This window comes from Dictyobacter formicarum (assembly GCF_016587435.1).
On record NZ_BNJJ01000014.1, the window covers coordinates 160,814 to 186,571 of the forward strand.

The 25,758-nt window shown below is 51.2% G+C and carries 21 protein-coding genes; 9 read left to right on the plus strand and 12 right to left on the minus strand.

Translation table 11 applies throughout. The annotated features are described in order from the left end of the window. Positions 1-382 precede the first annotated feature (382 nt). The 3 genes from JMI88_RS23885 to JMI88_RS23895 all read right to left on the minus strand — a co-directional run bounded on the left by JMI88_RS23885 (position 383) and on the right by JMI88_RS23895 (position 4,842). A complete protein-coding gene (locus JMI88_RS23885) occupies positions 383-1,918 on the minus strand; it encodes an ArnT family glycosyltransferase (RefSeq protein WP_201364478.1) in 1,536 nt (511 codons plus the stop codon). A gap of 178 nt (positions 1,919-2,096) precedes the next feature. Next, positions 2,097-4,037, minus strand: coding sequence for an AAA family ATPase (locus JMI88_RS23890; protein WP_201364479.1), 1,941 nt, complete (start codon positions 4,035-4,037; stop codon positions 2,097-2,099). Positions 4,038-4,155: 118 nt separating this feature from the next. Beyond that, on the minus strand, positions 4,156-4,842 hold the full coding sequence (locus JMI88_RS23895) for a hypothetical protein (protein WP_201364480.1): 687 nt from the start codon (positions 4,840-4,842) through the stop codon (positions 4,156-4,158). A gap of 366 nt (positions 4,843-5,208) precedes the next feature. Between JMI88_RS23895 and JMI88_RS23900 the strand changes: the two genes are divergently transcribed. Further along, positions 5,209-6,420 carry a hypothetical protein gene (locus JMI88_RS23900; RefSeq protein ID WP_201364481.1) on the plus strand — a complete coding sequence of 404 codons (1,212 nt, stop codon included), beginning with the start codon at positions 5,209-5,211 and terminating at the stop codon, positions 6,418-6,420. Further along, positions 6,401-7,030 carry an RsmD family RNA methyltransferase gene (locus JMI88_RS23905; RefSeq protein ID WP_201364482.1) on the plus strand — a complete coding sequence of 210 codons (630 nt, stop codon included), beginning with the start codon at positions 6,401-6,403 and terminating at the stop codon, positions 7,028-7,030. The genes JMI88_RS23900 and JMI88_RS23905 overlap by 20 nt, the downstream gene beginning before the upstream one ends. Here JMI88_RS23905 and JMI88_RS23910 read toward each other — a convergent pair. Continuing rightward, complete coding sequence (locus JMI88_RS23910) at positions 7,018-8,217, minus strand: sensor histidine kinase (protein ID WP_201364483.1); 1,200 nt, start codon at positions 8,215-8,217, stop codon at positions 7,018-7,020. The genes JMI88_RS23905 and JMI88_RS23910 overlap by 13 nt on opposite strands. A 447-nt stretch (positions 8,218-8,664) precedes the next feature. Here JMI88_RS23910 and JMI88_RS23915 point away from each other — a divergent pair, with 447 nt between their 5' ends. Next, positions 8,665-9,153 carry a helix-turn-helix domain-containing protein gene (locus JMI88_RS23915; protein WP_201364484.1) on the plus strand — a complete coding sequence of 163 codons (489 nt, stop codon included), beginning with the start codon at positions 8,665-8,667 and terminating at the stop codon, positions 9,151-9,153. An 18-nt stretch (positions 9,154-9,171) separates the two neighbouring features. On the opposite strand, the gene JMI88_RS23920 is transcribed toward JMI88_RS23915, so the two are convergent. Further along, positions 9,172-9,489 (minus strand): type II toxin-antitoxin system Phd/YefM family antitoxin, encoded by a 318-nt coding sequence (locus tag JMI88_RS23920; RefSeq protein WP_201364485.1) that lies wholly within the window; start codon positions 9,487-9,489, stop codon positions 9,172-9,174. 562 nt (positions 9,490-10,051) lie between these two features. Between JMI88_RS23920 and JMI88_RS23925 the strand changes: the two genes are divergently transcribed. Then, a complete protein-coding gene (locus tag JMI88_RS23925) occupies positions 10,052-10,372 on the plus strand; it encodes a hypothetical protein (RefSeq protein ID WP_201364486.1) in 321 nt (106 codons plus the stop codon). Positions 10,373-10,476: 104 nt separating this feature from the next. On the opposite strand, the gene JMI88_RS23930 is transcribed toward JMI88_RS23925, so the two are convergent. Further along, positions 10,477-12,138, minus strand: a complete 1,662-nt coding sequence (locus tag JMI88_RS23930; protein WP_201364487.1) for a peptide ABC transporter substrate-binding protein — start codon at positions 12,136-12,138, stop codon at positions 10,477-10,479. A gap of 253 nt (positions 12,139-12,391) precedes the next feature. On the opposite strand from JMI88_RS23930, the gene JMI88_RS23935 reads away from it, so the two are divergent. Beyond that, the gene (locus JMI88_RS23935) at positions 12,392-13,879 is read left to right on the plus strand and encodes an aldehyde dehydrogenase family protein (protein WP_236023029.1); all 1,488 of its coding nucleotides are present in this window, start codon (positions 12,392-12,394) and stop codon (positions 13,877-13,879) included. 272 nt (positions 13,880-14,151) lie between these two features. On the opposite strand, the gene JMI88_RS23940 is transcribed toward JMI88_RS23935, so the two are convergent. Next, positions 14,152-15,246: a hypothetical protein gene (locus JMI88_RS23940; RefSeq protein ID WP_236023030.1), complete on the minus strand. Its 1,095-nt coding sequence runs from the start codon at positions 15,244-15,246 to the stop codon at positions 14,152-14,154. Between the two features lie 208 nt (positions 15,247-15,454). Here JMI88_RS23940 and JMI88_RS23945 point away from each other — a divergent pair, with 208 nt between their 5' ends. Then, complete coding sequence (locus tag JMI88_RS23945; RefSeq protein WP_201364488.1) at positions 15,455-17,128, plus strand: erythromycin esterase family protein; 1,674 nt, start codon at positions 15,455-15,457, stop codon at positions 17,126-17,128. A gap of 6 nt (positions 17,129-17,134) precedes the next feature. On the opposite strand, the gene JMI88_RS23950 is transcribed toward JMI88_RS23945, so the two are convergent. Beyond that, positions 17,135-18,397, minus strand: a complete 1,263-nt coding sequence (locus JMI88_RS23950) for a DUF4388 domain-containing protein (protein ID WP_201364489.1) — start codon at positions 18,395-18,397, stop codon at positions 17,135-17,137. 249 nt (positions 18,398-18,646) lie between these two features. On the opposite strand from JMI88_RS23950, the gene JMI88_RS23955 reads away from it, so the two are divergent. The 3 genes from JMI88_RS23955 to JMI88_RS23965 all read left to right on the plus strand — a co-directional run bounded on the left by JMI88_RS23955 (position 18,647) and on the right by JMI88_RS23965 (position 21,087). Then, on the plus strand, positions 18,647-19,363 hold the full coding sequence (locus tag JMI88_RS23955) for an SDR family NAD(P)-dependent oxidoreductase (RefSeq protein ID WP_201364490.1): 717 nt from the start codon (positions 18,647-18,649) through the stop codon (positions 19,361-19,363). A 192-nt stretch (positions 19,364-19,555) separates the two neighbouring features. Continuing rightward, complete coding sequence (locus JMI88_RS23960) at positions 19,556-19,993, plus strand: 6-carboxytetrahydropterin synthase (RefSeq protein ID WP_201364491.1); 438 nt, start codon at positions 19,556-19,558, stop codon at positions 19,991-19,993. Beyond that, on the plus strand, positions 19,990-21,087 hold the full coding sequence (locus JMI88_RS23965) for a glycosyltransferase family 4 protein (protein WP_201364492.1): 1,098 nt from the start codon (positions 19,990-19,992) through the stop codon (positions 21,085-21,087). The genes JMI88_RS23960 and JMI88_RS23965 overlap by 4 nt, the downstream gene beginning before the upstream one ends. A gap of 69 nt (positions 21,088-21,156) precedes the next feature. On the opposite strand, the gene JMI88_RS23970 is transcribed toward JMI88_RS23965, so the two are convergent. From JMI88_RS23970 to JMI88_RS23985, 4 genes are all read right to left on the minus strand, one after another. After that, a complete protein-coding gene (locus JMI88_RS23970; protein WP_201364493.1) occupies positions 21,157-22,557 on the minus strand; it encodes a glutamine synthetase family protein in 1,401 nt (466 codons plus the stop codon). Between the two features lie 565 nt (positions 22,558-23,122). After that, the gene (locus tag JMI88_RS23975; protein ID WP_201364494.1) at positions 23,123-23,419 is read right to left on the minus strand and encodes an aldo/keto reductase; all 297 of its coding nucleotides are present in this window, start codon (positions 23,417-23,419) and stop codon (positions 23,123-23,125) included. A 129-nt stretch (positions 23,420-23,548) separates the two neighbouring features. Continuing rightward, positions 23,549-24,829, minus strand: coding sequence for a M16 family metallopeptidase (locus JMI88_RS23980; RefSeq protein ID WP_201364495.1), 1,281 nt, complete (start codon positions 24,827-24,829; stop codon positions 23,549-23,551). A 200-nt stretch (positions 24,830-25,029) separates the two neighbouring features. Continuing rightward, positions 25,030-25,728, minus strand: a complete 699-nt coding sequence (locus JMI88_RS23985) for a fused MFS/spermidine synthase (RefSeq protein WP_201364496.1) — start codon at positions 25,726-25,728, stop codon at positions 25,030-25,032. Positions 25,729-25,758 lie beyond the last annotated feature (30 nt).

Consider the following 25,758-nt stretch of genomic DNA (forward strand, 5'->3'; position numbering starts at 1 on the left):
TTGATGTCAAATCAAGCCCTTTTAATTGTCTATTTGTGCCTATTTTTTGTTTTCTTCCTGGCGCGCTTGCAGGAATGAGAGTACGAGTGAGCCAACCAGGACTCCGACCAGTACGATTTCCATCGTACTAAATGTCTTCTTTTTCTTCTGCATTTTTTTCTTCTTCCTCGCTTAAAAAGCGATGCCTATCTGCCGCTCAAAATGTGCTGGCTTGGAGGCGTTGACGCCTCCAATCATTTTTCTATGGTGTGTGTTGCATGGATGGTGCCCGGCACCATCCATGCAACACACACCATAAATTTTTAAGCATCGGCGTGTATGTGCCAGGCTTGCCATGGCTTATTGCGAAAGCACGAATAGCAACGGTTGGTAAACAATTACTTTATTGTATTTTAACCCATAGGGAACTATCCTTGCCATAGCTATGTACTTTGCGGAAGTGTGCGGGTATCCAGTCGCGGAAGGCTTGTAGTCTGCTATTTGTCAGGCGCCCTGTATAGAATAGGATGGCCTGTACTTTGGGCTGCGATGCCTGCTGGATCAGCTGGTCGCTGGTTAGATAATTGGTGTTGATGCGGACACTGGATGTGTCCACCAGTTCCGGTGGCGTGTTGCGTCCAGCCAGGCCAGTAACGAATTGCCCGTCGGTAATTACAAGTTGATCGGGTGATACGACCTGCTGCAGGTCATGAGCGGTACGCAGCGTGCCCTGAGTGGCCGCCGACGTTGCCTGTGTCTGCAAATGGCGATAATTGAGCTGGATTGTTCTGGCCCCGAAGCCAATGCTGATCAGCACGAGCAGCAGGCAGCCGGCTGTGAGCAGCGCGGAAGGTTGACGCCACTGCTGACCGTTCAGGGGCAGAGGTCCCAGTCCCATGCAGGTCAAAGCGACCAGCGCAGGTATCACTATCACAAAATGATGGTCAAACAGCGGCTCTTGCTGCCAGAGCAAAATTGCGCAGGCCAGCGCCCAGCCCAGTAGCGGTACGACGCGCCAATCTTTCCTCACAAGGGCGACGATACTGCCATAAAGGGCGGCAATACCCAGGGGAGCAATAAAGAAGCGCACAACCTTGCCGGTGTTGCTTACATGGCCAGTGACCTCGCTCGCCGCGGTATGGAAGCTGATCACGCCCGACCAGAAATCTCCTAGCCGGTTCAGATAAGGCAGCATGATCAATAATGTTGCTATGACCATGACGGCGATGCCGATAAGCAGCGAGCGGCTGGCCTGCCAGCGCATTCCTGTTGCCTGCTGCCGGATGCGCCAGAGATGGGCCAGGGCCAGCAGACAGACTGGTACCAGCGTGGCCAGTGCGAAGAGTTTGCTGAAGACACTTAAGGTCAGTGTAAGCGTACAGAGGGCCGCGTAGAGGTCACCACGCCAGCCAGAGGGTTTAAGCCACCAGAGGTAGGCAAAGGCCACTGCCAGGATCGAGAAGGCTACCTGGGGCCCTTCTGCCTGAATGGTTTGTGAGGCCGAAAGGTAGAGCGGTGCCAGCAGCAATAATGGCAGGGCAATAAAAGCTCCGATCCAGCCACGCAAAGCATAGCCCAGCAGAAATACTCCCACCAGACCCAGCAGCGACACCAGGACAATACCCAGCCGGGCCGCCCACAGGGTCTGACCAAACAGCAGGTAGGTAGGGAAGATAGAGAGGATGAACATTGGTGGCTGCGAATAGAACGTGGGATGGTACAGCGCCGAGCCAGCTGCCAGTGAGCGCAATGTCTGCCAGTAAACTCCCTCATCATATGAGTCCCGGTCAAAGGGCACACCCAGAGTATACAGGCGCATCAACAGTCCAATGATCAATAGCACAAGCAGGGCGCCGCCGATCAAAAGTAACTTTTTCCTGGTCATGGGCGTGGAAGTATGTTCATGTGTACTGGTCGCATTTGAGAGAACTGTATTCATGAATGTCGCACCTATCTCCTCTATGATGGGGAAATTACTAATAATCTTTGACAACAGTAGCAAATAACCCAAAATTATTCAAGTAATCACGACTTTAAGCTATCTATTTTACCTACACACAAAAAACGAGGTTCCCTTACCCGGGAACCTCGTGGCTAATTATGATTGACTTTACACTTTACAGATCCAGATTATCTGTATAGCCCAGGGGTGGTAGGTGCACCCCATCTACGTTGATATTCAGACTCATATTGTTGATCGGGGGACTGGCTATCGATTCGCTGCTGTGCCCATGGCCATTGCTATAGGTCTCATGACCATTATCATGATCGTTGCCGTTGCCATTCCAACTTGAGCCTGCCTCCAGCAAGGGGGTAAGCTCCTTGAAAATGTTTTTCGAGGCTTGACGAGCATCGGCATTGTCGATCAACTCTTTGATCTCCTCCGCCACCAACTCATCCTTTTCGATCAATGCCTCCGAGACCGCGATGACCGCCTCACTATGCTCAATAAAAAGCTGCTTGACCGCATTTAACTGAGATTGCAGTAGCGCCTCAACCCGATCCGCAAAACGTGGTACCGCTCCCAGAGCATTTCCCGCATCCCCAAAGGCCAGGAAGGACGTGATGGTATTATCCATGCCATAGGCACCGATATAGAAAGCTGCACGAGCTGTGGCATGCGCAAAATCACCAGTAACGCCATTCAATTTTGTGTTCAAGAATAATTCTTCCGCGGCGCGTGAAGCCAGCGAAACCTGGATATCGGCCAGGACATCTTCACGGTTATGCGTTACAACGCTTTCTTTTGGACGTGGATGGGCGAAGGCAGCAGCCCCTTCAACATCTCCACGCATATGGATGGTGACATAGGCTGGGAAGTAACGCTCCATCAGATAGTAGCTGGCAACGGTATGGCCGGCTTCATGATAGGCCAGGCGGCGTCGTTCAATTTCTGTGAGCTCGCTGATCTGGCGCAGGCCATATTCATGAACATCCTGGGCCTCGGTGAGGTCCTTATAGGTCACCTTTGTGCGTCCGGCGAAGTGGGCGATGATCACTGCCTCGTTGACAACGTGCTTGATGGCAACAGGTGTATAGTTGACGAAACGGGCCGAGAGGGCTGTGATAGAGATGTTGTCAACATGCTCGACTTTGTTGAGATAGTATTCGATCACTTCGGGCCGATATTTGTCGGTGGGTGGAGCGACGTTGATCTGACGATCAAAGCGGCCGGGGCGCAGCAGGGCGCGATCCAACGCATCGGGAAGGTTGGTGGCTCCGATGGTCAGGACGGGTTGATGCTGCGCTCGACCGTGGTAGAGGCCCAGCGTGCGCAGAATCTTCTTGAACCAGCCGGTCTCGATGTTGGGTGGGTCCATCTCCATCAGCAGCTGGTTAAGGCCGCCAGTGCCGCCGCCCATCATGCCACCCATCATGCCACCCATCATGCCCATACCGCCGTTATTGCCACGCGAGCCACCGATGGCATCGATCTCATCCATAAAGACGACGCAGCCGCCGTATTCGCGGGCCAGACGGCGAGCTTTGCGATAGAGATTGCTGATCATCAGGACATCGATACCGATGAACATGGCGCGGAAACTGGCGGCACTGGCATAGGCGAAGGGGACGCCGGCCTCGGTGCTCATACACTGCGCCAGGTAACTCTTACCGGTTCCGGGAGGTCCTGAAAGAAGGAGACCACGGACGGGATTACCGCCCATTTCCTGAAATTCTTTCACGCCGCGCAGCAGGGCCACAATACGGCGGGCAGCTTCTAAGACCTCAGGATTGCCTTTGTAGTCGTCAAAGGTGACGCCAGTCTCGCCAGGCATGACCCAATAGAGGCGCGGACGAGCCAGGAACCAGAAGAGGGCCACAAACTGGATTAAGACATAACAGATCGCGAATGTAATCTGGATGATACCGCTCAGGGCTGTACCACCATCCAGGCCAGCGATAGTGACGCCAGAAGTAAAGAACCAGATGGCGAAAATACTCAGGGCAATCCACCACCAGGCTCGTCGAATAAAGCGTCCAAACTGATCTATACCCAGATCAATGGACTTATCAAGGTCGCTACGCGGCCGCTTGGTTCTGGTTGTATTTGTTGACACTGTATCTATCCCTTCAGCACACTGTATGCATTAACAGGGTGTTTTATTGGTTAGGTATCGGTCGTTCGCGCTACGAGAATATTTTAGCGAAATGTTGTTAATTATTGTAGTGGAAGTATCAGGCTGTTCGCCCCGATACATAATCAATCAGGAAAATGTGGCCAGTTGGCATGGTCGTAAAATGCCAGAGCACAATGCTATTGCTACTACTGGTGGTTGAACTGGTACTGGTTGAGGACATGTCCACTTCGATAAAGATATCCAGCATACCATCTGGGGCTTTGTTTAGACCGGTGACGCTGATACCTGTCCACTTCACCTGGGCATATTTCTCGCTGAACTGTAAAACATACAAAGCACTATCTGGCGGCCTGGTTGATGCACCCATTGATTTTTGGATGTTCAGCATCGTATTGAGGTCGCCCGAGCGTAGGGCCAGCAGCCAGTTCTGGACATCAGGGCTGATCTGTGTATTCTGTTGTACAGATTGTTGCACTGCGGCCGAGGAATCTGAGCTGAACGGTGTCTGCCCGGTTAATAGATAGTTGGTGCCGAAAATGCTTGCCAGAACGAGCAAAATGGCCAGGAGGGTCACAAGTTTATGCGAGCGCATCCAGCGAATCGTATAGTAGAGCAACTTAAAGATGGGACGCAAGATCGCTTTGATCGCCCTGGCCAGGGGTGCCTGGCCCATTCTTCTGCGCGCCGGCGTCAGCGCAACTTTAGGTGGTGCGGCCGCGTTCTGTTCAGTCGTGTTCGGTGATGGAACAACCTGCGTAGGCGGCTGAGTCGGTGCTGGTATCATAGATAGCTTATCTCAACTTTCTGGCACAGAAGCAAACTATCGAGTACGAACTATACAACGTGTATCATCGTAAGAGAGCAACATATGCTGGTTGCGCTGGACGGCTTTTGATTACCAACCCTATAATATGGGTTCATTGTAGTACCATACATTATATCTTAGCATTTATCAAGACATTCCACTGTGCTTATGTAAGCTATAGTTAGTATTTACTCCCTGCCTGCTTACATTTGTTAACAAACTGAAGAAATGTGATGATATTAGGATGTGCCAGCGGGACGTTTTTGATATAATATATGTACACTGTTTATAATCGACCCTGAGTCCCTGGAATTGCAGGTAGAGCAGCATTGTAGGAGAAAGTAGGTGAGCGCGTCCATGGACGGCAATAGTAAAAAACAGGAAGAATCGGGGCCATATATCTGGTTACGTTATGCGTCCCAATATACAAAAGATGGCCGTACCCATACCGTTGAGATGAGTGTTCCTGTGCCTCTCGGCGCCAGTGCAGAAGAGCGGGAACAGCTATTTAATGAGGCTGAGGCTGGCATGCAGCAGCTGGCGACACATATGGATCAACGTTCGCCACAAGGGGCGGCGCGTGCTCAAATGGCGCGATCTACTCCTCAACCGCAGGCCAAGACCAAACCTGCGCCTGCTCAACCCACTGTCAATTCACGGGTAAATACGCCGGGCAATCGCCCGGCCGCCATGGCTGCTCCCCCGACCGCCACGCAACCGAACGAGGGACGCGGTGGCGCGCAAGCTGAGCCGCAGACCGGGCGCAGTGGCGAGACTATGCGCACAGGCAATCTGACCGTTCCGGGCGGTGAACCAGGTAGCAATATGCCGCTGCCTCAATTTATCCATTATATAAAAGAAAATATGGATCTGACCCCCAAGCAGGCGATGGAGTTACTCAATGTGCGCTCCCTGACTACTGGCATTAATCTGCGCGAGGCCCTGGAGCAACTCAAAGAGATCGTTGGCCAGAGTGGTCCGGCACCTACTTCTCTGCCGAAGCGGAGCGAGAGCGACAACACCACCCGCCCTGATTACGGGCAGAGTGAGCCCGATCCCATTCGTCCTCAATCCTCGGGACAACTGCCGCGCATTGGACGGGGGGACCGTGATTCATCGATTATCGAGATGCGTGTGCCTCGGTCAGGGGCTGGTTTTGTGGAAGAAATCGGTCCTGAGGATCTGGAGGACGGGCCGGGACTCGATGAAGATCTGGAGGAACTGGAAGATTTACCCGTGTCTCCGGATGAATTTAGCGAGCAGGAGCTAGAGCGCGCCCGCACCAAAATTAGCTCTTTGCGTGAATCACAGGGCGCTACCACCGCCAGCCCACAGCGCCTGCAGGTGTTGAGCAATGTCGTACTCTCGCAGATCTCTGACGATCAATTGCGTGAGTTGATTGAGGGGGTCTGGAATATTACAGTGACCAAGAAGTTGAAAGTTGACCAGGTAGAAGCGTTGATCTCCTGGGCGAAGCTGGAAGATGATTTTATTGAACAGGTAGAAGCTGTTCTGGCAGTGCTAGAGGAGGAACGCTATGCGCGTGGTAACCGGTGAGGCAAAGGGTAAAAAACTGAAGTCTCCCAAAACAATTGGCACCCGGCCGATTATGGATCGGGTGAAGACGGCCTTGTTTGATATCCTTTCCGATGAGGTTACGGACGCTCGCTTTCTGGATCTTTTCGCGGGTACTGGTGGCGTTGGCATTGAGGCGTTGAGCCGTGGTGCCGCCCGGGCTACTTTTATCGAAATGAATCCAAAAATCGTCAAGCTGGTGCGTGAAAATTTGCAGATCACTGATTTAACCGCGCATGCAGAGGTATTGCAAGGTGACTCGTTTAAGTTCTTGCAGGCCCATCAGGCGCAGCCTTTGCCGCCAGCTCATGGGCAGGAGAGGCGTGCTTACTTTCCCGCGCCGGCCCTGGGACAGCCGCGAGTATACGACATTATCTATATTGCTCCTCCTCAATATGAAGAGATGGCGGCTCGCGCATTAGGATTAGTTGATAGCTCGAAACTCTGGGTAGATGATACAGTCATTATTGTCCAGATTCACCCGAAAGAGCGTCCTGGCGTAGCGGCGGTTGAGTGCCAGAATTTTGTTTTAACCGATGAGCGCCGTTACGGTAGCACACTCTTGATGTTTTATCGACTTCAAAACCCCTGAGTTGGATCACCGGGCATATGGCCCGTGGTTGCTGTCACAACCTCGGCCCGGGGTAGCGTAAAGCGAAAACAACAGCCTCTCCCCTGGAGTCCTGAGCTTTCTACCCAGATATGTCCATGCATGCGTTCAACTAGCTGTCTACAAATGTAGAGCCCTAGTCCTGTGCCGCGTACGGTTCCCCCTATATCCCGGGGCAAGCGCGCGAACTGATCAAAGATATGCGCCTGCTCCCGGAAGGGAATGCCGGGCCCTCTATCTTTGACGCTGATATAAACCGTATTCTCCTCCGCGGGATCGAGCTCGGCACGAATAATGATGGGCGAGCCGGGAGGAGTATATTTAAAGGCGTTGGTGAGTAACTGGTGCAGAATGTGGCGCAGGTATTGCATGTTGGCCTGCACATACAGGTTGGACGGCACCTGTATGTGGATACGGTACTGTTCATGCCGTACTATATCGATATTTGTGCATATTTCTAGAATAACCTCTGCCACATTATATTGCCCATAGCTGTAAGCTGGCTGGATATTATCAATATCCATTGTATCTAAGATATTATTGACGATTGAGCGTAATTCCTCACAGTAGCGTAAAGCGTCGCGCAAGTACGTCCCGTGATCTTTGTAGTCCAGTTGACCCTTCTGCTCAAAGAGTACTTTAAGTAGCTCAAAGTAGCTGTAGGTTGCGGCCAGCGGTGTCCTCAACTCATGATTTACATTGATCAAAAACTGTGTTTTGATTTGTTCAAATTGACGAATCTGCTCGGCGGCCAGCTGTCGTTGCTGTTTATTCTCCTCAGTTAAAACCCGTAATGGTTCGGTATCTCTATCTATTTGCCGTTTCTTTAACGCTATTATGGCTACGGCTACTATAATTATCACTGGTATATCGATGATTAATGATATTGGTACCGCAGGCAGGTGAAGAGCACTTATCAGGGATAGCAGATAGTATATACCCACACCTCCCACAAAACTCCAGAAATAGATATAAGTGCCCTTTTTATCAAAAGTCCAGGCCCAGATAAGCATAGGCACCACCAGAATTCTGCTATCGTAGAATTTCGTGAAAGTCAGCACATAAATGAGCACACAGATGGGAACACTGGCCAGACAGGCACATAGTCGAAGAGTGAATGGTATATTGGATACCGATAATATCCACGGCCAGCGTTGGTTCCCATACATATCTCTTCCCTCCCTTGTATAAAAATGTATCTGAGACCTGTCACCATAAGAAGCCAAGCGCCCCCATACGGGCGGGCGCATGCGCGCCCGAGCCCTTTTTATTCGTTGGTGCAGCATGAGCGCAAAGCGCTCATGCTGCACCAACGAATAAAAACCTTTTGAGCGCCGCGGGCGCGTAGTGTTAGGAGCCGAAGGCACGTAAAGCAAGGCATTCAGACACAGCCTGAGCCAATACAAATGTATTGATATTTATTGATTTAACAACGTTAAAACAAGTTTCTTCCATTTTCAAGCATAGCATACCTTTATTCGTTTGGACAATTATTTTTGTATATAAAAAGTATTAAATTTATGTGAATGTGTATTTTGGGTGGGCGCAAAGCGGCACCGTTGTGGGCTATAATACAAATAAACATATAATTGTAAGAAACCATAAGGAGGGTTGGTATGATGGTTGGTAAGCCAGGTGGTGGGCGGTTTGCGTTTGTTGATGCGGGTGAAGCTGCTCGTCGTTTAGGCATTGATCGGGTGACGCTGGATTTGTGGGTTAAAGAGGGGCGTATAAAGACACATCGGGGCGTGGGACGCGATGTGTTCTTCCGTGCGGGTGATGTGGAGGCATTGTATAACGAATTACATCCAACGGCTGAGGTGGCTGAGGCCGTGGCCGCAGATGAACAGGAGACCGCTGACGAAGCGGGTCCGGCCAAAGCTGCGCGCAAAAAGCAAGACCCGCAGATGCGTGTGTATTTACGCTTGCAGGCCGATGCCAAGTGGTATGATATTTCGGAAGAAGATATTCGTTTCTGGTTCCAGCAATTAGCGCCCGATGGCTATGAACGTAATAAGCGCAACGCGGAGCATACAATCAAGAAGCTACAATTTATGGTTAAGTTAATCGAAGACGCGCAGCGGCGCGAGGCCGATCAGGCATGATGGGCATGTACATGCCCATCATTTCGATTCCAGATTTTCGTCTTCCCAGCCGAGCTCACGTTTAAGCTGATCCAGCGAGACCAGGTTATCCGCCTTCATTCCACGATGGGTCAGGAGAAATGACGCCATAAATTTTTCATCATGAAGGATTTGAAGTGTTTGATTGAGGGAGGCAATCGTTTCACGCATCTGCATATAGCTCTTCATAGAAAAAATAGCCATTATATCTTTATCATTTTCCGTGACAATAATTGGATCTTCAATCTGTTGAAATAGCTGCGGCAAATCTGCTAACTGTTTTTGTGCCTCAGACAACGACAAATGACGTTCGGACATAGTACTCCCCTTTGTGTAAATTGTCCTGCATTGGTGCTCTGCTCAGTCCTACTATATTGGATCATCTGCTTTTTGACAATGAGGCTATCCCACTATCATATAGTGATGGGATAGTGTTGTATCTTATCTATGATAAGACGCATTTTTGCATAGATTGTAACGTACCTGGTGAATGTTTTTTGTTGTCTGGCATACCTGTAGAAATAGACAGGTAACAGGCAGGTAGTTTTTCCGGCTTGAAAGACTGGCTGAAATAGCGGTGTGGTTGCTCTGATACGCGGGTATACTACGACTGTGCAGAGGAACCATCGGTATGGTACCCAGTGAGAAATAGTGTGCTGATTGTGGAACCCGGCACTCTATGATCGTTCAGTTGAGCTACTTGTTATGTGCTATTTGTCTGCGGGCGAGGCGTGACGATGTGGCACGGAGCAGAAAAGTAGTGGCTGAGGGTGCTATCGGATATAGTATCAATGGAGCTATACTGATGGAGACTTAAGGCATGCCAATAAGTAGACCATATATAGCGAGGAAATTTTTCCTGGAAAGGAGGGAGTACGCGATGGGACAATGGGCATATAAAGTCGTATACGTCGATTATCGAGGACGTATCTCTTGCGAGGGTGTGGAGACGTTGATTGGGCATAATGAGCGCCGCAGCGCTTTTGTACGGCGCTACTTCGATAGCATCGGTCGTGATGGCTGGGAACTGTCCAGCAATCAGCCCCTGACTGCTAACTCCGCATACTATGTGTTTAAGCGTCCGGCCCAGGATGGCGATTATGCCGATCAGCCTGCATCAGCCGCCGCACAGGAGACCCCAACAACGCCTCCACCTACGACGACCCCCGAGAGCGCTGGCCCTACCATCGAGAGCGTCTAGTGCGTTTTTCGAGGTAGAGATACTCAAAAACACAGCCCGCATGGCTACTCTAATCTAGTAACCATACGAGCTGTGTTTTTTGTTACAGATAGGAGGCCGCAGTTTTAGTGCTGCAGGATATAGACATTTGACCAATCGCCGAAGTAGAGGCCATTGCCGCTCATGGTTAGCCCATGAATCCAGGTAGAAATAATGGCGGCCAGCGCCTGGTGATCAATGGGTAGCCAGCCCACATCGCTGACGGCAATCTGTTCCGCCTGGTTATAAAGCTGAATGCGCGCATTTTGATCGCTGGTCTGCTCTGCCTTTTTAACGATTTGATCAAACTGAGCATTGCTCCACTGACCGTTATTATTGGATGCGTGGCTGCTTAGATTTAAGGTCAGCCAATCATAAGGATCCGGAAAATCGGCTCCCCATTGGGTGAAGCCAAACTGCACTTCATGCTTGGAGGTGCGATCGTTGTAGGCACTCAATTCCACCGGATCGAGCTTTACCTGAATACCTAACGCGCTCTGCCACATACTTTGTAGTACGGCAGCCTCATTGGCTGAAACCTGCGAGCTGGGATACGAAAAGGTTATCTTTGGTACCTTATTGAGATCGGGATAGGCTGATTTGAGCAGCTCCTTCGCTTTATTGGCGTCGTATGGAAGTCCCGCATAGCCAGGTTGGTAACCGGGCATACCTGGAGGAATAATTGTGGGAGCGACCGTGACCGCATCTTTGAAGACGTCTTTGACCAGGGTTTGCTTGTCGGTGGCGTAGGCAAAGGCCTGGCGCACAGCGGTTTTATTAAAAGGTTCCTTCGTGTTATCGAAGAAGAGGAGATCGCTCTGCAGGAGCGGCTTGCGCACAAAGCCAGGTTTGTCTTTTACTGTCACCTGCAGTTCGGCCGGAATATTCCACATAAAGTCATATTGGCCGGCCAGGTAGGTTTGCAGGGCCGTAGCAGGATTGACAACAAACAACATATTGATCTGGGTCAGTTTGGGTTTGTTGCCATAGTAGTGTGGATTGGGGACCAGCACCATTTTTTTGCTATGCTGCCAATCTTTTACCATGAAGGGACCCGTACCCAGTCCGTTTCCGGCCGCATGCTGGGTCCACTGGCTGCCATACTTTTCAATTACCTTCTGATTCAGGGGAAAGAAAAGTGAATTACTCAGCTCACTCAAGAAATATGGTGTGGGGTGGGTCAATGTTACCTGCAGAGTATGATCATCGATGGCTTTGACACCAGATAAAGTTTTGGCTTTATTGTTAGCCACGGCATCGGCGCCCTCGATCGGAGCCATAAAGAATGATGCAATCGGGGAGGCTGTAGCCTGGAGCAGGGAGCGGGTCCAGGTATACACATAGGTTTGAGCCGTAACTGGAGTTCCATCCGAAAACGTGACATTAGGATTGATCTTGAAGGTGTAGACCCTTTGATCACTGGAAATTTGCCACGTCGCTTGATCTGGCAGTGTTTTCAGATTTTGATCGTTTTTGACCAGTCCACTATAGATCATATTGACGGCCTGGGCCGAATTACCATCTGGCCCCTGGGCTGGATCTAACACCGCCAGGTCGTTGATACCGACATTAGGAAAATTCAGTACCTGTTGCTGAGCCAGGTTCGCTTTTTGTGAATTTGTGGATGAAGTGGAGGTATTGCTACCACCGCAGGCGGCCAACACTGCCAGTAGAAGGCTAAAAATAATGAATGGCAGCGTTGCTCGTGGCGCATTCCTGAGTCGGGAATGCGTGGGGCAATTGACCATGCTGTGACTCTCTTTCTGAACGAGACTTGCTTATGTCCAAAAAAAATAATAGCGATGAATTCCTCGTTAGAGGTAACAACTGATACGTAGCGGATTATTCCTCAGCTAGATTGGCTGGCAGAAACCTGTTGTGAACGGGGGGTTGCCGACTTCTGTAGATGGTCCTGGCTCTGATATAATGGCTGTGAACATATTTCATCATCGACACCTCGTTCAATGAAGAGCATCGATACATAGCCGACAGGAGATATCTATGGTACACACATCCTCAACCGAATCCCCCGTCTACCAGAATTTTATTGCGGGCCAATGGCGCCATTCGAACAGCGGTGAAACATTTGCTAGCACAAATCCAGCCCATACGCAGGAGGTGATTGGACACTATCAGTTGTCAGATATCACTGATCTGGAGGCTGCGGTTGAGGCTGCGGTCAAGGCGCAGCACGCCTGGGCTGCCACGCCCGCGCCCACACGGGGCGAGATCCTCTTGCGCACCGCGTTGTTATTAGAGCAGCGCCATGAAGAACTGGCTACCCTGATGACGCGCGAAATGGGCAAAATTCTGCGCGAGACGCGCGGCGACGTCCAGACCGCGATTGATGTGGCCAAATTCGTAGCAGGGGAAGGACGCCGTGCCGAAGGCGAGACGGTTCCTTCCGGCCTTCCCGATAAGTTGTGCCTGACGATCCGTCAACCCATCGGCATCGTCGGTATCATCACCCCCTGGAACTTTCCGCTGGCCATTCCCGCCTGGAAAACCTTTCCCGCGCTCCTGGCTGGCAATGCCGTGATTCTCAAACCTGCCAGCGATACTCCTTTGCTGACCCTGAAGCTGGCCGAAATTTTGCAAGAAGCTGGCCTCCCCGATGGCGTCTTTAACGTCATTACAGGTCCTGGGGGTACCCTTGGCGATGCCCTGGCCAGCCATAAAAAAATCAATATGATCTCGCTCACCGGATCGAACGAGGTGGGACGACGCGTGGCTGAGCTCTGTGGCCGTGATCTACGGCGCTGTGCCCTTGAACTCGGCGGCAAAAATGCCGTGATTATTATGGATGATGCCGATCTGGATCTTGCCGCCAATAACATTACGCTGGGTGCCTTTGGCACTACTGGACAGCGCTGCACCGCGACCAGCCGCGTGATCATTCACCGTGCCGCTTATAACGCGCTGGTGGATCGTCTGGTGGCTGCGGCCGAGCGCTTGCGCATTGGCGATGGTCTGGATGCTCAGACCGAGGTGGGACCGCTGGTCAATCGGGGACGTGTCAAAGCTGTCGATGCTTATACACAGATTGGTAAACAGGAGGGTGCACGCTTGCTAACCGGTGGCGCAATGCTCACCCAGGACGCCTATCAGGAAGGGGCCTATTACCAGCCCACCATCTTTGGCGATGTCTCCCAGGGTATGCGCATCGCGCAAGAAGAGATCTTTGGACCCTTCCTCTCGCTCATTCCTGTCGATTCCTATGAAGAAGCCATTGCTGTCGCCAACTCAACCGAGTATGGCCTCTCCACTGGCATCTTTACTGAAGATGCGCGCCTGGCCTTTCGAGCTATGCGCGATATTGAGTCAGGACTTGTCTATATCAATGCCGGGACCACGGGCTCAGAAATTCATCTCCCCTTTGGCGGTATGAAGAGCAGTGGCAATGGTCACCGTGAGTTGGGTCCCGACTCCGTGAACGAGTTCTGCGAACTGAAAAGCGTCTTCATCTCTTATCCGCCGCGTAAGCACTAAACTAACAAATACATAAGAAGAGAGGGATGACCGCCTGGCGGTCATCCCTCTCTTCTTATGTGTTATATTCCATATTTCTTGTATAATTTAACGCAAAAGTATACCCAAAAGTATAAATATAACAAATAGGGTTCATTGCTCGTATATAATAGAGGAACCTGTTGATGTGACGGATTAGGGAGGGGTAATATGCAAAAACAACGCGTTACGAAGTTGGAAGAGGTGATTACATGGTTAAAAGAGTATGCGATTCCCTTTGGGGTAGAACCCCACTAACTGGTGACTGAGCACAAATGCCCTTTTCGAAGTCGAAGTCGGGGGCGATGGGAGCGTACACGTTCTGGCTCGCGTTGTTTTCGCGGCCGTCCTCGATGTTTGGCTTCGATCCAAATAGGAGGAGCAAGCTTGTACGTTAACAATTCAGAGAGACTCCAAATATGATCGGTCAATCCGCTGGCCATGGCAGGCGTACATGCCCTACCCAAATGCGTTGATTTGCTCAACTCTTGGTGAGGCCAACAAAAATTGTAGGTACAGCCGATCAAATACATTCCATATTCCAAAGCATCGATGCGACAAGCAGCGTGACGGCACTTGCGAGTTAAGGTAGCCAGGCGTTGTCTCATGGTGCCATTCAACCGTTCAATGAAGGCGGTATTGAGGACACTCCCTCCTGCTGATCTCGCGAGAAGCTGCATCGCATGTTCCTGTTGACCATACGAGAAGGTACGCTTCACCTCGACGACCCGTTTGTGCTCACTCCGCTTGATCACGGTTCCAATATGCAACTGCGGCCAGACCTGCAAACGCGCCCGTCCCCGTCCCATCGTCGTTTTCACTTTCTCTCGAAATGCTTTCTTGATACTGTTGGGGTACGCGCCCCATCCGTCTGTACAGATCAGCACGGCTTTGAGATCCTGGCAACAGCGTCGCACCTGTTGCATCAGCGCATCAGCGAGCTCACGATCTCGCGTCACGCTTACCCTTCCTGCCAGCCACAAACGAGTGGAGACCATCATCGCTAATCCCATCCAGGCAATGATCTTGCGTCCTTTCACTCGAATCTCGTCAGCTTGAACATGGACGAGATCGAGCGAGGTGGTTTCAACGAGTCCCTGGTGAACACGCTGGCACTGCGCGCCTGCTCGATCTCGCCATGAGGCGACCGTTCGTTCATCTAAGCCGAAGGCATGAACAATGGCTTGCACTGGACATCCATAGGCCAGTAAAGTCACTACGATGATAATCAGTTCCGTTGGTTTGCGCAATCCTTCAAACATCGTTCCAGTGCGTTGGCTGAAGGTCTTGCGACAGATCGTACAGCGATAGCGCTCTCGTTTTCGGTCATGAATGCGAATGGTACCCATTCCGCTTTGACCTCTTGCGCAACACGTCGAATTCGGGCAAAATTGCTTCGACGGGTCCATTGGTTTGTCTGTGTTGTTTTTTTGCATAAACACATCATGCCAATGGCTTCCGATTTTTTCAAGCCCCTCGCATTTCACCAGTTAATGTAGCTCTACCCCCTTTGGCAATACATTGCCCGGTGGAGATAATCGTGATCTGCAACCATTTATGGATTTTGTAGGTAGTGCTCGTATTGTGGCATGTGGTGAAGCAACTCGTGGTACGCATGAGTTTTTTACATTAAAACATCGACTTCTGGAGCTTCTGGTTCAAGAAAAAGGATTTACCCTGTTTGCTATTGAGGAGGGCTGGGTAGAGGCTCAGCGCATCAATGAGTTTATCTGCTATGGACACGGTGATCCACATCGCCTGTTGGATGGGTTGCGCTTTTGGACCTGGAAGACGCAGGAGATGCTAGATATTATTCTGTGGATGCGTTCGTACAATGAGCGGCGTGGTAGTGCCCCGGCCGTGCAGTTCTGTGGCATTGATATGCAGTCATTCGATCTGGCTATGCAAAATGTGCTGAACTTTGTGCAGCAAGTAGATCCAGACGCTGTTGAGGAGTTGACTGAACTGTACAGTACCTTCTGGGGTTATGCGGACCAGCCGGGTCGCTATGGTGAAGAGACAGCGCAGGTAAAACATACCTGTCAGCTACAACTGCAGCGTGTTTACGACTTGCTCAGTCAGCGGCGTCCCATTTACGAACGACTTTCCTCTAGCAGCGAGTTTGAATATGCACTGCATGGCGCCCGTATTGTCATTCAGGCCGAAGAGATGTTTGCTTCCTTCAACTACGAATTGCGTGATTGCTTTATGGCGGAGAACGCCATCTGGCATGTCAATCAGGCGGGTCCTGACGCCAAGATGTTTATCTGGACCCACAATGGACATGCGGCCGCACCACTGGGCAATGAGCAACGTAGATTTATGGGGACCTATTTGAGTGAACATTATCAAGAGGCCTTTTTGACGATTGGGATGCTCTTTTATCAAGGGAGTTGCAATGCACTGCGTCATCAACATCCTCGAGGGCCGCAGCCCCTGGAGGTAGGCCTGCCGCCGCAAGATAGCTATGAATATGCCTTTCACGCCGTTGGTTTGCCACGCATGATGATCGACCTGCAGGGTTTTTCTGATAGCGAAACACGGAGCGCCTGGCTGCTGCAGCCTCATCAATATCGTGCGATCGGTGCCATGTACTCTCCTGAGCAGGATTCTTTGTACTGGTCGCTGATAGAACTGGCCTACGAGTTTGATCTTGTTTTCTACATTAATGACTCGACCCCATCCCGACTTATCCATAGCAGTCATTTACAAACGGATGAGCCGCCCAGGATCCACACGCTGATCTCGACTCGACCAAGAAATGGCAATTTTGCTTCAGGGCTGGCCTACTGGTTGTATAATACACCCCCGGGACATGAATGTGGAGTGGAAACCACGCAGGCTCATAGTGGCGATACCTGTGCCTACTTGAAGTCACTAGAAGCGGACACACTGGTTTTTAGCACCCTCCATCAGCTGATCGGGGCGACCGCCTATCATCATCAGCGCATTCGCCTATCTGCATATGTAATGGCAAAGCAAGTACAGGGCGCGGCGGGTCTCTGGATGCGCATTGAGGGTCCCGGCGGTGCCCTGTCCTTTGATGGGATGTCCGATCGGCCCATCACTGGCAGCAGCGATTGGGCACGTTACGAGATTGTACTGGATGTGCCCGAGGACAGCACGCAGATCGTCTTCGGCCTTTATCTCTCTGGACGTGGCCAGATCTGGTTTGATGACGTGGAATTAGAAAGTGCCTCTACCAATGTGCCAACCACCGACATGTTTTGATGAATGTCAGGCATCGCCACGCTGGAGGGCAAATTGATCAAACATCGCCTCCCAGACCTCCTGGTTTTCAATGCGCTCACGTGGGTTCGCGACTCGCCCATTGATCATCTCAAAAATGCAACTGAGCAAGCGTTGGAGTACCATTGAGGCTTCGTCATAGAAGCTGGCCGCTTTCTTAATGTCGCCGTTGAGGATTTCATGGCACAGGGCTGTGAAGTTCTCAACGTCGATATGATTATGATCGACCCGAAACTCATAGCTCCCCATATGCCAGAGATTCTCATTGATCATTAGTGTATGCAGGGTCCTGGGTTCCAGATCAACCCCATTGGCACGGCAGGTCTCGGCCAGTGCATCCATGGTCCAGTTGATAAAAATTACCAGCGTCGACAGTTGCTCGGTCGGCGTATTTTTTGTTTCCCATTCCTGTTCCATACGACTGATCAGATTGAGTAGTTCGAAGTTCTCCAGGCGCAACTTTTCAGCTGGATCGGGCAGGCGGACTTTGCGTCCATTGAGGTGCTGCATTTCCTGGTGGACGGGTAAGAGGAAGCGCTGTTGCGCGAGCTGTCCCAGTTCGCGGGCCACGTCTAATTCGGGTCGACGTAAAGCACTGGCAATGCGCCGTACGCGCCGATAAAGGTTGACGTGTGTGAAGAGTTCCAGGCTGCGAATATCAAAGCGCATGGCATAAGAGATGGCTGGAGCTAGCTGGAGCAAGGTACGCATACCATGGGGGAGCACTTTAATCAGTTCCTGCCACTCATCGCTGTAGCGCACCATTTCCATGGTTGCCCGCACCACCTCAATATCCAGCGACGCCTCACCATAGGGGAGCAACTTTTGTACATTAGGGCTGGCGATAAATTCGTAGTAGCCGTCTACCCACAGCGCGAGTTCGCGGGCTGTCCATAATGTTTTGATACGCAAGGCCTCACGTAACTGCTGCTCTGTAATGACTTTCATCATCACCAGGCGCTCCCCAATACGCTTGCCCAGGGGGTCCTGAAGTTGTTGGGCGTAGGCCTCTTCGATATGATGGTAGGTTGTCATCCCCAACTGCTGTAAAACATCACCCAATGCCAGCGCCCCAGGGTCTAACTCTGCTGCATTGGCCAGCTTTCCTTCGTTGAAGTAAAGGATGCCCATGCGTCCCGTGCTCTGTTTGAGATGAATTGCGCCCGTCATGCCGCCAAGCTCTACAATCTGTAGGATCTCTACTAAGCCAAAGTCATTCAGATTACCAGACAAGACGGTGTCTGTGTTCATTCTCTCCCCCATATGGCATCTGGTGCGCTTGATAGCGTAGATCGCAATGCAAATATGCTTAAAGCGTCTCTCGGATCACATTTAAAACTTCGTCATTTCTGCATTAAATGTTCTCAGTAGACACGCCCGTGCTCTGCATTATATCAGAGCTTTACCTTATTCAACAAGTTGCTGACATATGGTCAATTTTTATATATATGCATATGTTTATGTTGCACTCTCTGACGTCTCGGGCTGCTATAATTTAGTATGATGAATATGAAAAATAAAGTCGCTTTGATTACTGGTGCTGGACGTGGAGTTGGGCGTGCGACCGCCCGTTTACTGGCCCAGGCTGGTGCCCAGGTTATCCTGTTCAGCCGCACCCGGTCGCAGCTAGAAGAAGCCGTAGCTGAGATTACGCATAACGGTGGTCACGCGCTGGCCTTTAGTGGTGATGTCTCGCGCGAAGAGGATGTGCTGGCCGTCTTCCAGCATATCCAATCGACATATGGACGCCTGGATATATTGATCAACTGCGCCGCTATTGTGGCGGTGAAGCCATTTGCTGAAATGGATACAGCTACCTGGGATCAGGTGATCAATATCAATCTACGCGGCACCTTCCTCTGTTGCCGTGAGGCTTTTCGTCTGATGATGGCGAAGCGGCAGGGTGTGATCATCAACATCTCGTCCCTCTCGGGCGTCAAGGGTGTTGAAAAGTTTCCCGGCATGAGCGCCTACAATGTCTCCAAGTCCGGCGTTGCGGGGCTGACCGAGATCCTGGCTGTCGAGGGTAAGCCGCATAACATCCGTGTCTGCGCGGTCAGTCCAGGTGCCGTGGATACCGAGATGCTGCACCAGGCCGCTCCGCACCTCAAAGCGGGCATGACCGCGGACGAGCTGGCGGAGATTCTTGCCTACCTGGCCGCTGATACCGGTCGTATGTTTAGTGGCAGCAACATCGAGCTGTTCACCAACGCATAAGATCCCTTAATCCGCAATTACTGCTGAGGCGCGCCAGCTTATAGGAAGGGACGGCTGGCGCCGGTCAGTTTGCTGAGGAAAGCATGCTCTCGATATGAATTGTTGAGTATCCTGGCTGTGCTTGCTAAACGTCAATAGTAGAGAGTATAAAATAAAGATTGGAAAATAGAAAGAGAGAAAGAGGATACTGACATGGTCTATCTGACCCGGCGTGTCACTTTCAGCGCAGCGCATCGCTTATGGAGCAATCACCTGACTGAAGAAGAGAACCTCCAAATTTACGATAAATGTGCCAATCCCAATGGCCATGGACATAACTATATGCTGGAAGTGACGGTATATGGGCTGCCAGATCCAAAAACAGGGATGGTCATGAATCTAACCGATATGAAGAGAATTATGAACGAGCAAGTGGTGGATTGGGTTGATCACAAGCATCTTAACTATGATGTGCCCTGGCTGGAAGGCGTGATTCCAACTGCCGAGCTGCTGGTCATTAAGTTCTGGGAACGCCTGGAGCAGGGTTTTCCGCCGGGCCTGCTCTATGAAGTTACGCTGCATGAGACAGAGAATAATAGTGCCAGTTATCGCGGCGAACGAGCAGATGTGGTGGAAGGGGGGTTGCCATGAGAATAGCGCTGGTGGCGCCATTGGTGACGCCGATTGCTCAGCCGTTTATTGGTGGCTCGCAGGCCATGGTTGCTGACCTGGCTATGGGTATGGCGCAGCGTGGACACCAGGTGACATTGTTTGCGCGCGAAGGCTCATCTGTGCCGGGTGTCCACATTGAGCCGGTGGTGGTGCCTGAGCATGTCACGCCATCAAGCTTTGCCGAACCAGGCAAAGAGCAATCGCTTGATCCCGGCTTTATGGCCCAGGCCAACGTTTTTTTTGAACTTTACCTGCAATTGCGCCAGCGGGCACAGGAGTTTGATATCATTCATGCCCATGCCTTCGACTGGCCCAGCTTTGCCTGCAGCACTCTGATCACTACCATTCCAGTCTTGCATACCGTGCATCTGCCTGCTATCTTGCCCGAGATTAATAATGTGCTGAGCGTGCTGGAACGGCAGCAACATCCCGTGAGCCTGCTGACCGTTTCGCAGGCGTGCGCCCGTGATTACGCAGCCTATTGCACTTTCGATCATGTTATCTACAATGGACTGGATATTGAAGCGATTCCTTTTTCTCCCCGGGTAGCACCCGATGCACCACTTTTATTTGCCGGACGCATTACGCCTGAGAAAGGTGTGGAGCAGGCGATCGAGATTGCCGAGCAAGCTGGAAGACGCTTGATCGTGGCGGGCGGCATCTACGATCGCCGTTATCATGAAGAGCGTGTCTTGCCGCGTATCGCGCAAAAGCCGGAGCAGTTTACTTATGTGGGACAACTGGATCACACCACGCTATGGAAGTTGATGAGTGAGGTACAAGGTCTGCTGTTCCCTATTGCCTGGGATGAGCCCTTTGGGTTGACTCTGGTGGAGGCCATGGCGACTGGTACGCCTGTGATCGCCTTTCAACGTGGCGCCATGCCCGAAATCATTCAGGATGGGCAGACCGGCTTTTTGGTTCCACCCGAAGATTGTTTCCAGGCTGCGCAGGCTGTACAGCGGCTACCGTTGCTTTCACGCGAACGCTGTCGCGCCCATGCCGAAGCCAAATTTTCCCTGCAGCGCATGCTCGATGACCACGAAGAGGTTTATCAGCGCTTTGCCCGCTGAACCACGATTGGCGCATCCTTATAGCATCCCATCATAATGATGAGCTATAAGGATGCGCATTTATGGTTACTAAAAGACTGGTAGATAGTGCTCAATTTCCCAGGTATGTACCTGCTGACGGTATTCGATCCATTCGATGCTTTTTGCATCGATAAATCCCTCATAAATGGTGTCGCCCAGCACATCGCGGATCAAAGCATCTTCACGCATTCCATCCAGGGCTTCGCCCAGGGTGGCGGGCAACAGGCGTGCCCGGGAACGTAAACGTTCGCCCTCGTCTTGCAGGAAAATATTTTCATCCATTGCCGGAGGCAGGGTCATTTTACGTTGAATACCATCCAATCCTGCACGCAGCATGACGGCCAGCGCCAGGTGAGGATTGCAGCTAGGATCGCTGCAGCGCAGCTCGATGCGCATGGAAGACTGCGGATCTGTCCCTAGACGCGGGACGCGAATCAAGGCCTGGCGGTTGACGCGTCCCCAGTTTACAAGCACGGGAGCCTCGTAGCCTCGGACCAGGCGTTTATAAGAATTGACCAGGGGCGCCAGGATGGCGCACATTGAGCGCGCATGCGACAACTGGCCAGCAATAAAGCAACGGCCAAGCTCGGAAAGTCCATATTCCGCATGTTCATCGACAAACACATTTTTGCCTGTATCGATGCTTATTAATTGCTGGTGAACATGCAGTCCAGAACCATTGGTGCGGTAAAAAGGTTTGGGCAAGAATGTTGCATACAGATTATGCTGCGAAGCGATGGCCTTGATGACATATTTAGCGGTCATCAAGCTATCAGCTATGCGCAGGGCATCCCCGTTTTCAAAATCAATCTCATGCTGACCGGGAGCCACCTCATGATGGCTACTCTCGATTTTTATGCCCATGCTTTGCAGGGCATGCACCATCTCGCTGCGAATAGTAACCGTAAATTTAGTCGAAAGATCGAAGTAGCTGCCTGGATCATCTTGCAGGGGTATTGGTTTCTTATCTTTAAGCTGAAGCAGGAAAAATTCTAATTCAGGGGCTACCTGGTACTTGAAGCCCATAGCGCGCGCATCCTCAATAGCACTCAGGAGCGCTGCGCGCGGATCTCCTTCGAATCGTTCTCCATCGGGCTCACGTATATCGCAGATGACGCGTGCCACCACGTCTCCATCGCTCTGGGAGTCCTGCAGGCGCGCATCAATGTTTGGAGCGGGACGTACCGTACCTGGTAGAGCTGTAAAGGTCGTCAGGTCCGGATACAGGTACATGTCGCTTTCAGCCACGCGGGCTATGTTCTCAAGTGCAGAGCCGTCAAACCACTTGCCGTGTCGCACACAATCAGCAAACTGTTCCACTGGAATGGTTACGCACTTGGCGACACCCACCACATCGGTAAATTCCAGATTCACAAAACGGATGCGTTCGTTTTTGATCGTGGCCATTACCTGCTCGAAACTGGTATGGTCTCCACGTTTATCTGCCATGCTCTTTTGCTCCTTCGCGCCATTGCTGTTCTAGTATTATTGTCTACCTCGACATATTGCTGATTACCGTATGCTTTTTTCTTTATCTAAAAGGCGAGACGACTATTGGTGGTTGTTGCATCTACTTTTTTCGTATCTTTATTATACGCAAGCCAGTTGTTGGTTGGAAATGGGTGTGCCAGCCGCTGCCTGGCAGTATTTGGCCGACTATGATTGTAGCCTTTCGATAGAGGCTTGCATTACTATAACGACCTACCTACATTGTATAGCATCAACGCCGGAAAAAGAGAGATTACTGAGGCATATTTTAGCTTGTTTGCCTGATATTTCAAGCTCAATACTGCTGGGATAGAGGCCTCGCATCTATTTAACTGTATGGAGAAGTATATCATTAAATTCAAGAGTTGAGTATCTTGCATGATAGTAGGTTAAGAGAGGTATTGTTTGAAAAATTCTACATTTATATATGCGTTGTGGCATAAGGTGTTCCATGGAACACCTTATGCCACAACGCATATATATTGCTTGAGCGCTGAAGGCGCGAACAGTCAGGTAGGACGATAGATTATTCGAGTCCAAGCCAGTGTTGATCAGCCCGCTGTTCCCAGATGGCGCGGATTTCCTGGTACTCTTCATCTGAGAGATTGCCTGCTGCAATCAAGGCGGCATTTTGCGCGTAGCGTGCAGGATTAGTCGTGCCGACGATCGCGGTATGCACTCCAGGCGTGCTCAGAGTAAAGCGCAGGGCAGTCGCGAGCGCCGTTGCGGGGCCACTCTGCAAGAAGTCATAGTAAAATTCTCCTTTGTTTTCTGGTAATGGAACAAATTGCCGCAAAGACTCGCGGAGAGTGAGCTGTGACACATTCTTTGTAAGGGGAAGAATTGCAAGTAAGCCATAAAAGTAAGAGCACCTCCCTGATGGGGCGGGTGCTCTTATACAATCTTCATGCTTATAGTATGTTTACGGGCCGGAACCGGGAAGAGTTTCAACTCAGGCCAGGGTGTTGCCAACCAGCTCTTCCTGTGACAGTGGTCCAATGGCCGCGATCGTTAATGGATGGACCGGCGAGTAGCGATGGAGCATGCTCAAGACCTGTTCCTGGGTTACCGCATCGATGGCATCTTTGATTTCCTGGATTGTTTTGAGCTGACGCTCATACCACCAGGAGCGGAGAATCGCGCTCATGCGGGCTCCTGAACCCTCGCCGCGCATCACGTTTTCGCTTTTCAGCTGTACTTTGGCGCGCTCCAGTTCGTCGGTGGTAATGCCCCCCTTCTCCAGTCTGCGCAACTCATTGACAATCACTTCTAAGCACTCGCGCCCCTGTTCGGGCGTCGTACCAGCGTAGATGCGTAGGGCTCCAATATGCTTATTGCCCGCCAGGCCAGCTGAGACACTATAGACCAGTCCGCGCTTCTCTCGGACCTCCACGAAGAGGCGGGAAGCCATCGAACCGCCCAACACCTCGGCTGCCACCATTGCCGCATAGTAGTCCTTATCGGTATAGTTGGGGAAAGGCACCATCATGCCAATATGTTCCTGTTTGCCCTCGCGGAACTCCAGTGAGACACTCTGCACGGGACGTGGCTCCTGTTCAGGTGAAGGCGCCGCCCCACCTTGCCAGTTGCCAAAGAGCTCCTGCATACGCTCCACTACGTGCTCCCAATCAAATTTACCAGCAATTGAGAAGAGCACATTATTAGGCTGGTAGCGAGCCTGCCAGAAGTCGCGTAGATTCTGCCGTTTAAGCTGGCGCACCTGTTCGTCCGTGCCCAGCACCAGGCGGCTGAGCGCGGTCCCCTTATAGAAATTTGCGCGCACCAGTTCAAAGATGCGGCTCATTGGCTCATCGTCGCGGCGGCGAATCTCTTGTAAAACCAGATTGCGCATCTGCTCTAATTCATTATTAGGAAATGTCGGATTGAGCAGAATATCATGGAAAAGATTCAGCGTAGCATCAAATTTCGTATTAACGATCTGCCCCCACACCATGGCTGTCTCCAGACTGGTGCTGGCTCCCTTGCGTGCGCCTAATGATTCAAAGGCTTCATTGAGCGCGCGGGCATCTTTGGTTTTCGTGCCCTGGAAGAGCATATACTCAAAGAGATGAGCAAGCCCCTGCTTGTTTTCAGGCTCGTGGACAACGGCTGCATCCAATTGGAAGCCAAAGCTAATAGAGCTCAGACTGGGCATATATTGACCTATAAGTTCAATGCCATTGGGCAATGTGTGGTAGAAATAGTTGGGTGGCAACCCCTGTTGGTTACTCATCTATTGGGACATCCTTTCTTAGACAGGAGTGGAGGCCGCACATGGAAATTGAAACATGGTTAGTATATCACAAGGGAATGGCAGAATGCTTTAAATGCTCTGTTGCATGTTGTATCCCGGACTGAATGATAGGCAGATCGATCTGTGTATGGAGATATTATCTTCCTAACTTATCAGTTCAGTCTGGGTGCAGGGCGTATTTACGCTTGTTTCGGTGGTTGCGCTGTATGTTTGTTGGTGATGAGAATGCCCACAACCGAGATGAGCAAAAGTACAAGGCCAGTGCTCACGAAGGTGAGCCTGACTCCCAGGTAGGGCAGCAGCACCAGCACCGGCAGAAACGTCCCGAGGATGCTGCCCGCCGTCGAAATGGCATAGAGCAAGCCAGAAACGCGGCCCGCTCTTCCCACCTGTTGAATGCGAATACGAATAGAGTACGGTGAGACGCAGCCTAGCAGTATAGTCGGCAGCGCGAAAAGCAGGATCACAGCAAGCAATGAGCCATAGAGCACTCCCACGTCATACGAGGCAAAGGTCAATTGAGTCCAGCTTAAAATGGGTCCTGAAATGAGTGGGATCAACAGAATCAGGAGCGAGGCCGCCGCTGTAATGTAGTAGAGATAGACAGGACGTGGATAGCGGTCTGACAGCAGGCCTCCTACATAATAACCGACCGTCAGATACAGCAAGATGAGACCAATGATACTGGCCCATACAAATAACGAATCGCCGAAGTAAGGTGAAAGCAACCGCGAGGCGGCCATCTCCACCGAAAGCGATGCCGCTCCAGCAAGGAAGACTAACAGGAGAAGCAGCCAGCCCTGAAATGAGGAAGGACCAAGTGTCTCGATAGTCTCCGGGACGGCTTGCGTTTGTTGTGAGCCTGTAGTAGTGGCCATGCGATGAAATCCTCTTTCGTGTCCAATGGA

What these genes read in the sequence shown, in the direction of transcription:
- JMI88_RS23940 (WP_236023030.1), bottom strand. Translation starts at nt 15,246, where the DNA reads ATGGGTACCATTCGCATTCATGACCGAAAACGAGAGCGCTATCGCTGT.
- JMI88_RS23950 (WP_201364489.1), bottom strand. Translation starts at nt 18,397, where the DNA reads ATGAACACAGACACCGTCTTGTCTGGTAATCTGAATGACTTTGGCTTA.
- JMI88_RS23920 (WP_201364485.1), bottom strand. Translation starts at nt 9,489, where the DNA reads ATGTCCGAACGTCATTTGTCGTTGTCTGAGGCACAAAAACAGTTAGCA.
- JMI88_RS23895 (WP_201364480.1), bottom strand. Translation starts at nt 4,842, where the DNA reads ATGATACCAGCACCGACTCAGCCGCCTACGCAGGTTGTTCCATCACCG.
- JMI88_RS23965 (WP_201364492.1), top strand. Translation starts at nt 19,990, where the DNA reads ATGAGAATAGCGCTGGTGGCGCCATTGGTGACGCCGATTGCTCAGCCG.
- JMI88_RS23910 (WP_201364483.1), bottom strand. Translation starts at nt 8,217, where the DNA reads ATGTATGGGAACCAACGCTGGCCGTGGATATTATCGGTATCCAATATA.
- JMI88_RS23925 (WP_201364486.1), top strand. Translation starts at nt 10,052, where the DNA reads ATGGGACAATGGGCATATAAAGTCGTATACGTCGATTATCGAGGACGT.
- JMI88_RS23945 (WP_201364488.1), top strand. Translation starts at nt 15,455, where the DNA reads ATGGATTTTGTAGGTAGTGCTCGTATTGTGGCATGTGGTGAAGCAACT.
- JMI88_RS23885 (WP_201364478.1), bottom strand. Translation starts at nt 1,918, where the DNA reads ATGAATACAGTTCTCTCAAATGCGACCAGTACACATGAACATACTTCC.
- JMI88_RS23985 (WP_201364496.1), bottom strand. Translation starts at nt 25,728, where the DNA reads ATGGCCACTACTACAGGCTCACAACAAACGCAAGCCGTCCCGGAGACT.
- JMI88_RS23935 (WP_236023029.1), top strand. Translation starts at nt 12,392, where the DNA reads ATGGTACACACATCCTCAACCGAATCCCCCGTCTACCAGAATTTTATT.
- JMI88_RS23930 (WP_201364487.1), bottom strand. Translation starts at nt 12,138, where the DNA reads ATGGTCAATTGCCCCACGCATTCCCGACTCAGGAATGCGCCACGAGCA.
- JMI88_RS23905 (WP_201364482.1), top strand. Translation starts at nt 6,401, where the DNA reads ATGCGCGTGGTAACCGGTGAGGCAAAGGGTAAAAAACTGAAGTCTCCC.
- JMI88_RS23915 (WP_201364484.1), top strand. Translation starts at nt 8,665, where the DNA reads ATGATGGTTGGTAAGCCAGGTGGTGGGCGGTTTGCGTTTGTTGATGCG.
- JMI88_RS23955 (WP_201364490.1), top strand. Translation starts at nt 18,647, where the DNA reads ATGATGAATATGAAAAATAAAGTCGCTTTGATTACTGGTGCTGGACGT.
- JMI88_RS23970 (WP_201364493.1), bottom strand. Translation starts at nt 22,557, where the DNA reads ATGGCAGATAAACGTGGAGACCATACCAGTTTCGAGCAGGTAATGGCC.
- JMI88_RS23980 (WP_201364495.1), bottom strand. Translation starts at nt 24,829, where the DNA reads ATGAGTAACCAACAGGGGTTGCCACCCAACTATTTCTACCACACATTG.
- JMI88_RS23960 (WP_201364491.1), top strand. Translation starts at nt 19,556, where the DNA reads ATGGTCTATCTGACCCGGCGTGTCACTTTCAGCGCAGCGCATCGCTTA.